The organism is Microbispora sp. CA-102843 (genome assembly GCF_050936215.1).
Lineage (GTDB): Bacteria > Actinomycetota > Actinomycetes > Streptosporangiales > Streptosporangiaceae > Microbispora.
On sequence record NZ_JBNJNF010000001.1, the window covers coordinates 7458676 to 7469325 of the forward strand.

The window sequence follows — 10650 nt, forward strand, 5'->3', positions numbered from 1 at the left end:
CCGAAGGGGTGCGCGTCGTCACGGCCGGGGTCACCGGCCACCGTCGGGCGCCGCGGGCTACGCGGCGCTGGCCATCTTGCGCAGCCGCACCAGCGCGTCGCGCTCGAGGCGCCGGGCGCGGTCACGGCCGATGCCGTAGCGCTCCCCCACCTCGGTGAGGGTGTGCTCGCGGCCGTCCACCAGGCCGTACCGCCAGCGCAGCATGTCGCGGATCTGGCCCTCCAGGCCGGTCAGCCACTGCTCCAGGCGCTCCTTCTCCAGCGTGGCCATGGCCTGCTGCTCGGGGTCCGCCCAGGTCTCGTCGGCGATCATGTCGCCGAGCTCGGTCTCGTCCTCGTCGCCCACACCGAGCTGGAGGGAGACCGGGTCGGAGGCCCAGCGGCGCAGCTCCTGCACCCGCTCGATCGGCAGGTCGAGCACCTCGGCGAGGTCGGCGTCGGTCGGCTCGGCGTCGAACTCCGCCAGCATGTCCCTGCGCACCCGCATGAGCCGCGTCATCTGCTCGCCCGCGTGGGTGGGCAGCCGCACCGGCCGCGCCTGCTCGTGGATCGAGCGGCCCACCGACTGCCGGATCCACCAGGTGGCGTAGGTCGAGAACTTGTACCCCCGGCGGTAGTCGAACTTCTCCACCGCGCGGACCAGCCCGAGGTTGCCCTCCTGCACCAGGTCGATCAGCGGCATTCCCCGTCCGGAGTACTTCCTCGCGACCGCGACCACGAGACGCAGGTTGGCCTGGATGAACTCGTCCTTCGCCCGCCGCCCCGAGATCGCGATGCGCTCCAGCTCCTCGTCGGCCGCATCCGCGATCTTCGGCTCGGGCCGCCCGGCGTCGAGCAACTGCTCGGCGAACAACCCCGCCTCGATGCGCTTGGCCAGCTCGACCTCCTGCTCCGCGGTCAGCAGCGGGACACGGCCGATCTCGGCCAGATACGTCCCCAGCAGATCCCGGTCAGAGACGTGCTGTTCCTGCGTCCGATTCCCCGTCGCCATCCGATGGCACCTCGTTCCGCCGCCGCGATATGCAATATGTGAGCCGGCGAACCGGACGTGTCCGCCCCGCTCGGCACGGCCCCCGGCTTCCTGCTCCCTGACCCGCACAACGGCCGGTCCGAGGCAAAGATTCCCCAAATAGATACGACCCAGGAATGGTTTCGTTTTCCTCCCCAAGGAGGATGCGAGGCCAGGAAAAAAGGCGATTACCCAGGTTACGAGGGCTCAAACGAGGCGGCGCCCCATCCGCCACACCTGCGCCACCAGCGGCACTCCCGGCCGGTAGGCGAGGTGGACGTACGACGGCGCCTCCAGGATGACGAGGTCCGCGCGGGAGCCCTCGGACAGGGTGCCCACGTCGGTGCGCCGCAGTGCCCGCGCGCCGCCGCGGGTGGCCGCCCGCACGGCCTCCAGCGGCGTCATGCCCATCTCGCGTACGGCCAGGGCGACGCAGAACGGCATCGAGGTGGTGAACGAGGAGCCCGGGTTGCAGTCGGTCGCGAGGGCCACGGCGACGCCCGCGTCGAGCAGCCGCCGCGCGTCCGGGTAGGGCGACCTGGTGGAGAACTCCGCGCCAGGCAGCAGGGTCGCGACCACTCCGCCGGCCGCGAGCGCGTCCACGTCGGCGTCGGTGAGATGGGTGCAGTGGTCGGCCGAGGCCGCCCCCATCTCGCAGGCCAGCCGCACGCCCGGCCCCGGTCCGAGCTGGTTGGCGTGGACCCTGAGCTGCAACCCGGCCTTGCGGCCCGCCGCGAGCACCTCCCTGCTGTGCTCCTCGCCGAACGCGCCGCGCTCGCAGAACACGTCCACCCACTTGGCGTACGGCGCGCACGCCTCCAGCATCGGGCCGGTCACGAGCTTGACGTAGTCGTCGGCGGTCGTCTCCGGCGGCACGACGTGCGCCCCGAGGAATGTGGTCTCCTCGGTGAACTGCCGGGCGATCTCCAGGCTGCGGCGCTCGTCCTCCACGGTGAGGCCGTAGCCGCTCTTGATCTCGAACGTCGTCGTGCCCTGCAGGGTCATCTCCGAGACCAGCAGCGCGGTCGTGGACACCAGCTCGGGGATGGTGGCCCGGCGGGTGGCGGCGACGGTCGAGCGGATGCCGCCCGCGGTGTAGGGCCGTCCGGCCATCCGCGCGGCGAACTCCTCGGTGCGGTCGCCGGCGAACACCAGGTGCGCGTGGCTGTCCACGAACCCCGGGATGACGGCGCGTCCCTCGACGTCGACCCGCTCGTCGGCGGGCGGGGCGTCGGCGGTGCGCCCGATCCACCGGACCACGCCGTTCTCCGCGACCAGCGCCGCGTCCTCGATCTCCTCCCGCTCGGGGTCCGCCGTGTACAGCAACCCGATCCCCGTGAAAACGACTGATGTCATGCCGCTCGGCCCCACGTCTCCTGATCCTCGCCACCCCGCGAAGGGAGCAAACCTCACCGGTGCAGCGGGGCGAGCGCGTCGCGCAGCAGCGCGCCCACGTCCCCGAGCACGTGCCGCCCGTCCTCCACGATCCGCCGCCCGCCGGCGACCACCGAGTGCACGTCCGCCGAGGTGGCGGCGAACACCACGGACTCCACCGCCGACGCCTTGGTCGCGCCGGCCGTACGGACCGAGTCGAGCCGGACGGAGACGAGGTCGGCCCAGGCGCCGGGCACCAGGCACCCGGCGTCGGGGAAGCCCAGCGACGCCTGCCCGGCGGCGGTCGCGGCGTGCAGGAGCTGGGCGGCGGGCCAGTGCCCGCGCTCGCCGGTGACCAGCCGCTCGTCCAACTCCACCGCCCTGGCCTCCTCGAACAGGTCGATGACCGCCTGGCTGTCGGTGCCGAGCGTGACGGGCGACCCGGCCTCCAGGAGCCTGCGGGCGGGGCCGACGCCGTCGGCGAGGTCGCGTTCGGTGGTGGGGCACATGCACACGTGGGTGGTGGAGCCGCCGAGCAGCGCCACGTCCACGTCGGACAGGTGGGTGGCGTGGACCGCGGTCGAGCGCGGCCCCAGCGCGCCGTGGTCGTGCAGCACCTGGACGGGTGTGGCCGAGTAGACCTCGACGCACGCCTCGTTCTCGGCCGGCTGCTCCGACACGTGCACGTGCAGCGGCCCGGTGTGCCGGTGGGCGAAGTCGACGACGACGTGCATCTGCTCGGGGGGCACCGCGCGCACGGAGTGGATGGCCGCGCCGATCTCCACGTCCTCCTCGCCCTCGTGCGCCCGGGCGAGGTCGTCGGCCCTGGCAGCCCAGCGCTCGGCGTCCCCGTCTCCGAAGCGCAACTGGGGGCCGGCGAGCGCGTCGCCGATGCCGCCGGTGAGATAGCAGGTGTCCAGCAGGGTGATGCGCAGCCCGGCCCGCCTGGCCGCCTCGACCAGCGCGTGGCCCATCGCGTTCGGGTCCGCGTACGGCCTGCCCCCGGGGCCGTGGTGCAGGTAGTGGAACTCGGCCACGGTGGTGATCCCGGCGAGCGCCATCTCGGCGTACGTCGCGGTGGCCAGGGCGAGGTAGCGGTCGGGGTCGAGCGCCTCGGCGACCGTGTACATCCGCTCGCGCCAGGTCCAGAAGCTGCCGCGGCCGGTCTGGGTGTGGCCGCGCAGGGCGCGGTGGAAGGCGTGCGAATGGCAGTTGGCCAGGCCGGGCACGGTGAACCCGGCCAGCCGTACCGCCCCCGGGGGAGGCGGCACCTCGGGCCTGATCTCCACGATGCGGCGGCCCTCGACGCCGACGACCACGCTCTCGACGACCTCGCCGGGCGGCAGCCACGCCATCTCGCACCAGTAAGTCACGTGCACCGGTCCTCCAGGTGGGCGGGGTGGCGGTGTTGCCACTCTAGTGAACGTCCGTCCCCCGCGCCTCGCGCGGCCGTCAGCGGGTGGGCCCCCCAGCCGGCCGTACGGTGATCTCGGTGACGTGGGCGTCGGGCGTGGCCGTCAGCGCGGCCAGCACGGCCCGCGCCACCGATTCCGGCTCCAGGTATCTTCCCGGCTCGTAGGGCCCTCCCTCCTGAGCGCGGATGCCTCTTTGCATATCCGTGCCCACCCGCCCGGGGAAGATCGCGGTGACCCGGACGCCGTTGGCGTGCTCCTCCTCGCGCAGCGCGTCGCCGAACGCGCGCAGCGCGAACTTGCTCGCGGCGTAGGCGCCCCAGTTGGCGTTGGCCCGCTGCCCGGATCCCGAGTTGATCAGCACGACGTGCCCGCGGGCCGCCCGGAGGGCGGGCAGCAGCAGCCGGGTCAGCTCGGCGACCGCGATGACGTTGACCTCCATCATCCGCCGCCACTCGCCGGCCGGGGTGTCGGCGAGCCGCCCGACACTGGCGATTCCCGCGCTGTGGACCAGCAGGTCGAGCCGGTCGATCCCCTCCACGTCTGCCGGGGTGAGCTCGGTGAGCTCCACCGCCCAGGGGCGGGCCGCCGGCAGTTCGGCGCACATCGCGTCGAGCGCCGTGCCGTCCCGCCCGCCGAGGAAGAGCTCGTACTCGGGGGCGAGGGCACGGGCGATCGCCGCCCCCACGCCCCGAGAGGCGCCGGTGATCAGAGCCGTGGGTCGCATGGACCTCACGATAGGCCGTCCGGAGGATCTTGCGCGCACTTCACCGCTGCGGGCGCAGTGTCTCAGGGGTGGGACGCTCCAGGGTCAGGGCGTAGAGGTGATGCGGGTAGCGGTGGTCGGCCGGGCGCACCCGCACCTCGTCTGCGGCGGCCTCCAGGATCACGCAGCGGTACCACTCGCCGTTCTCGAGGAACTCCCACTGCCCGGCGAGCACGTCGAGCCCGGCTCGGCGCACCTCCTCCTCGGCCCGCTCGTACGGCCCGGCCGCGCCGATGGGATAGCCGAAGACGGTCACCGCCTCCCACTCCTCGCCGGCCCGGCGGACGTACCCGAGCAGAGCGCCGTCGTCGTCCCTGCGGATCTCATGCCTGTCTGTGTCGAGGTTCACGGTGGCCACCATACTCAAATTTTTATATAAATTTGAGTATGACATCGACGCGTGTAATGATCCTCGGCGTGCTGCTGGACGGGCCGCTGCACGGATACGAGGTGCGCAAGACGCTCGAACTGTGGGGCACCCAGCACTGGGCCAACATCGCCTTCGGCTCGATCTACCACGCGCTGGGGAAGATGGCCCAGGAAGGCCTGCTTGAGGTGGTCGGCGACGGCGGACCTTCCGACGGCGGGCGCGGGCGCACGGTCTACGCCATCACGCCCGAGGGACGGGCCGAGTTCGACCGGCGGCTGCGCGAGCACTGGTCGGAGATCATGCCGATCGTCGACCCGTTCCAGGTCGCGCTGACGTTCATGGACCGGCTGCCGAAGGCCGACCTGCTGGCGGTCGTACGGGAGAGGACCGAGCGGCTGCGCGTGGGGTTCGCGAGCTTCGAGCGGGCCCGTAACGCCAAGCGGGCGGCGGACGCCCCGCGGCACGTGGACGAGTGCCTGGCGTTGAGCGCGGCCGAATACCGCGCCCAACTGGAGTGGCTGGAACGGGCCGTCGAACGCATCGAGCGTGACGACATCCCCTGACCGGCGAGGAGCCGAAATGATCATTGAAGCGCGAGGATTACGCAAGACCTACCGCCCCCGGGGCCGCCGCGGCGGCCGGGCGGCCGAGCCGGTGGAGGCCGTGCGGGGCGTCGACCTCGACGTCGCCGAGGGCGAGATCTTCGGTGTGCTCGGCCCGAACGGCGCAGGGAAGACCACGACGATCCGCATGCTGGCGACGCTGGTGGCGCCCACCGGCGGCACCGCGACGGTGGCCGGGCACGACCTGCTGACCTCCCCCGAGCAGGTGCGGCGCCGCATCGGCTACGTCGGACAGGCCGGCGGCGTGGACGAGAACAACACGGCCAGGGCCAACCTCCTGCTCGCCGCGCGGGTCAACGGACTGACGGCGGCCGAGGCCGCCGCCCGCACCGGCGAGGTGCTCGCGGCGTTCGACCTGGCGGGCCTGGCCGATCGGCCGGCCCGCACCCTGTCGGGGGGCCAGAAGCGCCGTGTCGCGATCGCGCTCGGCCTGGTCCACCGGCCGCCGCTGCTGTTCCTCGACGAGCCCACGACCGGGCTCGACCCGCAGAACCGGGCCAACCTGTGGGACCAGATCAGGGCGCTGCGCGACGGCGGGACGAGCGTCCTGCTCAGCACCCACTACCTGGACGAGGCCGACGCGCTGTGCGACCGCCTGGTCATCGTCGACCACGGGCTCGTCGTCGCGGCCGGGACACCCGCGGAACTCAAACGCGAGATCGCCGGCGACGTGGTGTCCCTGCGGGTGTCCGACACAAGCGGGGCGGCGGAGGTGCTGGACGGCCTGCCGTACGCGAGAGAGGTCAGGGCCGACGGCGACCTGCTGCGCGTCTACCTGGACGACGGCGAGCGGGCGCTGCCGCACCTGCTGGCCACGCTCACCGAGCACGACCTGGCCCTGGAGTCGGTCGCGCTCGACCGGGCCACGCTCGACGACGTCTTCCTGCACAAGACCGGCCGCTCGCTCCGCGACGCCGCCTGAGCCCTCCCACCCCCCGAAAGGCGGAACCATGCTGAAGCACACCGGCCTGTTCCTGGCCTACGAGTTGCGCAACACCGCCCGCAACCCCGTCTGGCCGCTGTTCGGCCTCCTCCAGCCCGTCCTCTATCTGCTGCTGTTCGCCCCGCTGCTGGCCGGCACCATGCCCGGCGTGCCGGGCGAGCGGACGCTCGCCATGTTCACCCCCGGCGTGATGGTGATGATCGCGCTGTTCGGCTCGTTGTTCGTCGGCTTCGGCATGATCGCCGAGGTCCGGACCGGGGTGCTCGAACGGCTCGCCGCGAGCCCGGCGAGCCGGCCGGCCATCGTCCTGGGCCGGACGCTGCGCGACATGATCGTGCTGGTCGCGCAGGCGGTGCTGATCATCATGGTGGCGCTGCTGATGGGCATGCGGCCCAGCCTGCCGGGCGTCGCCCTGATGCTCCTGCTCATGGCCCTGACCGGCCTGTTCGCCTCCGGCCTGTCGTACGGCCTGGCCCTGGCCGTGCGGGACGAGAACGGCATGTCGCAGATCCTGCAGTTCTTCGCGCTGCCGCTGATCCTGTTCACCGGCATCCTCCTGCCGATGTCCCTCGCCCCTCACTGGATGCGGACCGTGGCTCAGGTCAACCCGCTCTATCACGCGGTCGAGGCCGGGCGGGCGCTGTTCGCCGGCGACCTGGGAGGCGGCCACGTGGCGCTCGCGTTCGCCCTGATGGCGGTGCTCGCGGTGCCCGCCCTGGCGTGGTCGGTCCGCTCCATGCGCCACCTCGCCGGCTAGCTGCTCTTGAGGAAGGCCAGCAGGTCGTCGTTCAGGGCGTCCTTGTGGGTCACGAACAGGCCGTGCCCGGCGGTGGGGTACTCCTTGTAGACCGCCCCGGGGACGAGGGCGGCCGTGCGGCGGCCGGTGACCTCGACCCGCGCCGACATGTCGGCGGCGCCGTGCACGACGAGCGCGGGGACGGTGATCTCGCGCAGCCCGGGCCGGTGGTCGGCGTGGTAGAGCGCCTCGAACAGCCGCGACGTCGCCCACGGCGAGGTCGACAGGCACTGCGCGAGCGTCCAGTCGACGAGCGTCGGGGAGACGTCGTTGCCGAGGTGCGTGGCGAACCACACCTGCGCCTGCCGCGCGAACCACTTCGGCCGGTCGGTCGCGAACTGGGCGAGCGTGGCCCGCAGCGCCTCCTCTGGGGCGCCCTCCGGGTTGTCCGCGGTCCGCTTGAGGAACGGCAGCACGGCGGAGACGAACGCGACCCGGGCGACCCTGTCCTCACCGTGCCTGGCGAGGTAGCGGGCGATCTCGGCGCCGCCCGCCGAGTGCCCCACCAGGGTCACGCGGTGCAGGCCGAGGTGCTCGATCAGGGCCGCGACGTCGTCCGCCAGGGTGTCCAGGTCGTAGCCGGTGGAGGGCCGGTCGGAGCGGCCGTGCCCGCGCCGGTCCAGCGTCACGCACCGGTAGCCGTGCTCGACGAAGAACGGAAGCTGGTACTCCCACATGTCGCTGTGCAGCGCCCAGCTCGCCAGGAAAAGGATCGGCTCACCCTGCCCGTAGTCCTCATAGGCCAGCCGCGTGCCCTCAACGGTCTCGAAGAACATCCGCACTCCTCGGGTCTCGGTCGAACACCCCCGAGCCTGGCGGAACGCGTCAAGAAGATCGATTACGTGAGAGGTAAGCGGCGGGGCGCCCGGCCCACCGGCCGGGCGCCCCGCCTCCGACCCGGGTCACCGGACGCGCCCGCACGCGCGATGGCTCCGGCAACCGGGCGGTGGTGAAGGAGAGGTTACGCACCTGCGACGTTCCCGGTTCCCGGTCGAAAGAAGCTGTGGCCCGGTGTAAGGGCTGCTCACGGCTTCGCCATCGGCGTGTGCGGAGATCGTGGGCCCGCCGGTCAGGACGAGACGAGGAACTGCGTGGCGGCGAGCTCGCGGTAGAGCTCGTCGGCCGCGACCAGCTCGTCGTGCGTACCCCAGGCCCGCACGCGGCCGGCCTCCATCACCACGATCCGGTCGGCGCCGGTCACGGTGGACAGGCGGTGGGCGATCACCAGGACCGTCGTCTCGCGAGCCACCTCCGCCACGACCTCCCGCAGCCGCATCTCGTTGACCGCGTCGAGCTGGGAGGTCGCCTCGTCGAGCAGCAGCAGCCTGGGCCTGCGCAGCAGCGCCCTGGCGATGGCCACCCGCTGCCGCTCTCCGCCCGACAGCAGGATGCCGCGATGGCCGACGGGCGTCTCCAGTCCCTCGGGCAGCCGCTCGACCAGGTCGTCCAGGCGCGTACGGGCGAGGGCGCGGGCGATCTCCTCGTCGGTCGCTCCGGGCGCGCCGAAGACGAGGTTCTCCCGCAATGTCCCGGCGAGCACGGGGGCGTCCTGCTCGACGTACCCGAGCATGGCCCGCAGCTCGCCGAGCGGCCAGTCGCGGATGTCGCGTCCGCCGACGACGATCGTCCCCTCCTGCGGCTCGTAGAACCGCTCGATGAGGCCGAACACCGTCGACTTGCCCGCCCCCGAGGGGCCGACCAGCGCGGTCATGCCGCCGGTCGGCACCTCGAACGTCACGTCGTAGTGGACCACCGGCCGGTCGTCGCCGTACCTGAAGACGACCCCGGAGAAGGTCACCCCGACGGGCTCGCCGTCCGACCGTACGACGGGTGCGGCGGCGGGCTCGGTGCGCAGCGTGGTGATCTCCTGGATGCGGGTCACCGCGGCCAGGCCGTTCTGGATCTGGGTGAGGCTCTGGATGATCTGGCCGATCGGGGAGACCAGGTAGAACAGGTACAGCAGGAAGGCGATCAGGGCGGAGATCTCCATCTCCCCCGACGCGACGCGCGCGCCGCCCACCCCCAGCACCGCGAGGAACGCGAGCTGGACCGACATCCAGGCGCCGATCCCGGCCAGCGAGGTCCACGCGGCGGCGGCCACGCCCCGGTCGCGCGCCTCGACGGCCGCCGCGCCCACCACCGCGGTCTCCCGCGCCTCCGCGCCGCTGGCCTTGACCGTACGGAACGCCTGGAGGGCGCGGTCGAGCATCGAGCTCATCTCGCCGAGCGCCACCTGCGCCTGGAGCGAGGCCCGCCGGATGCGGGGGGCGATGGCCACGCCCATGAGGGCGACCACGCCTACGACGGCGAGCGTCACCCCGAGCAGCAGGCCGTCCATGATCGCCATCATCACGGCGGCGCCGAGGAACATGAAGACCGCCCCGACCAGGGACGCGAGCGCGTCCGTGCACACGGCCCGCAGCAGGGTGGTGTCGGAGCTGACCCGCGAGAGCAGGTCGCCGGGCTTGAGCCGGTCCACGTCGGAGACCGTGAGGCGCAGGATGCGGTCCACCAGGCTCCGGCGCGAGCCGAGCACGATCGTCTCGCCCATCCGCTCCAGCAGGAACCGCCCGGCCGCCGAGATCAGCGCCCCGGCCAGGACCGCGACCGACAGCCCGAGCACCGGGCCTGCCAGCGTGTCGCCCGCGCCGAACGCGTCGATCACCCGCTTGGCCATGACCGGCATGGCGAGCCCGGCGAGGCTGCCGACGAGGCTGAGCAGGCCGCCCAGCAGGAGCGCCCGCCGGTGAGGACGCACCTGGTCGAGCAGCACGCGCCAGGAGGCGCGCTCCCCCAGAGATGCCTTCAGCCCTGGGACGGGTTGACCGCCGTCAAGGCCGTCGCCGTCCGTCGCCAATGAAGCCCCCTTCGCGCGAACCCGGCGTGCGATCTTCCGGAGACCCTAATTCACCGGAAACGCCGGTGCGCGCGGGGTTTCGAGGTGCCTCAATCAGTCCACGACGGGAGACAGGCCGGTGTTCAGGAACTCGGCCGGCGCCGCGACGATCTCCGCCGGCGGGGCTTCACGGGGGCGTCGGGAAGGCGGAAGACGTGGTCACCACCTCAGAATCGCCCGCGCACCCACCGTGATCATCCCTCAACCGGGCACCCCGTAGAACAGGCGGATCTCCCGGATGGTGTGCATGATCTCGTACCACGTCAGGCACAGGTCGGCCTCGGCCTCCTCACCGCGTGCCTCCGCCGCCATCAGCCGGTCCCCCGTCAGCAGCGCAGCCTCCCGTTTGAGCTGTGCCGCCATCCGTTGGAACACGAACCGCTCGCGAGATTCCATTGCCGCCCCTCCCGCCCCCCAACAGCCCTTACATAGCCTTAAATACCCACAGAACCGGCCGAAATG

Annotated in this window: 11 protein-coding genes; 3 read left to right on the forward strand and 8 right to left on the reverse strand. The window is 72.3% G+C overall.

Going from position 1 to position 10650, the window contains the following annotated elements; translation table 11 throughout:
* Positions 1-57: 57 nt before the first annotated feature.
* From ACQEVJ_RS34495 to ACQEVJ_RS34515, 5 genes are all read right to left on the reverse strand, one after another.
* Positions 58-990, reverse strand: a complete 933-nt coding sequence (locus tag ACQEVJ_RS34495; protein WP_433108439.1) for a sigma-70 family RNA polymerase sigma factor — start codon at positions 988-990, stop codon at positions 58-60.
* Positions 991-1215: 225 nt separating this feature from the next.
* Entirely contained in the window at positions 1216-2364 is a 1149-nt protein-coding gene (hutI, locus tag ACQEVJ_RS34500; protein ID WP_433108441.1) for an imidazolonepropionase, read from the reverse strand.
* Between the two features lie 53 nt (positions 2365-2417).
* Positions 2418-3761 (reverse strand): formimidoylglutamate deiminase, encoded by a 1344-nt coding sequence (locus tag ACQEVJ_RS34505; protein ID WP_433108443.1) that lies wholly within the window; start codon positions 3759-3761, stop codon positions 2418-2420.
* A gap of 73 nt (positions 3762-3834) precedes the next feature.
* Positions 3835-4521 (reverse strand): SDR family oxidoreductase, encoded by a 687-nt coding sequence (locus ACQEVJ_RS34510; RefSeq protein WP_433108445.1) that lies wholly within the window; start codon positions 4519-4521, stop codon positions 3835-3837.
* Positions 4522-4561: 40 nt separating this feature from the next.
* Positions 4562-4909, reverse strand: a complete 348-nt coding sequence (locus ACQEVJ_RS34515) for a hypothetical protein (RefSeq protein ID WP_433108447.1) — start codon at positions 4907-4909, stop codon at positions 4562-4564.
* A gap of 38 nt (positions 4910-4947) precedes the next feature.
* Here ACQEVJ_RS34515 and ACQEVJ_RS34520 point away from each other — a divergent pair, with 38 nt between their 5' ends.
* From ACQEVJ_RS34520 to ACQEVJ_RS34530, 3 genes are read left to right on the forward strand one after another with little or no spacing between them, the layout of a single operon-like run.
* Complete coding sequence (locus tag ACQEVJ_RS34520; RefSeq protein WP_433108449.1) at positions 4948-5493, forward strand: PadR family transcriptional regulator; 546 nt, start codon at positions 4948-4950, stop codon at positions 5491-5493.
* A gap of 19 nt (positions 5494-5512) precedes the next feature.
* Positions 5513-6475 (forward strand): ATP-binding cassette domain-containing protein, encoded by a 963-nt coding sequence (locus ACQEVJ_RS34525; RefSeq protein ID WP_433113144.1) that lies wholly within the window; start codon positions 5513-5515, stop codon positions 6473-6475.
* Positions 6476-6503: 28 nt separating this feature from the next.
* Positions 6504-7253 (forward strand): ABC transporter permease, encoded by a 750-nt coding sequence (locus ACQEVJ_RS34530; RefSeq protein ID WP_433108451.1) that lies wholly within the window; start codon positions 6504-6506, stop codon positions 7251-7253.
* Here the strand turns inward: ACQEVJ_RS34530 and ACQEVJ_RS34535 are convergent.
* From ACQEVJ_RS34535 to ACQEVJ_RS34545, 3 genes are all read right to left on the reverse strand, one after another.
* Complete coding sequence (locus ACQEVJ_RS34535; protein WP_433108453.1) at positions 7250-8068, reverse strand: alpha/beta fold hydrolase; 819 nt, start codon at positions 8066-8068, stop codon at positions 7250-7252. The genes ACQEVJ_RS34530 and ACQEVJ_RS34535 overlap by 4 nt on opposite strands.
* 293 nt (positions 8069-8361) lie before the next feature.
* On the reverse strand, positions 8362-10149 hold the full coding sequence (locus tag ACQEVJ_RS34540) for an ABC transporter ATP-binding protein (protein ID WP_433108455.1): 1788 nt from the start codon (positions 10147-10149) through the stop codon (positions 8362-8364).
* Between the two features lie 240 nt (positions 10150-10389).
* Complete coding sequence (locus ACQEVJ_RS34545) at positions 10390-10584, reverse strand: hypothetical protein (protein WP_433108457.1); 195 nt, start codon at positions 10582-10584, stop codon at positions 10390-10392.
* Positions 10585-10650: the final 66 nt, after the last annotated feature.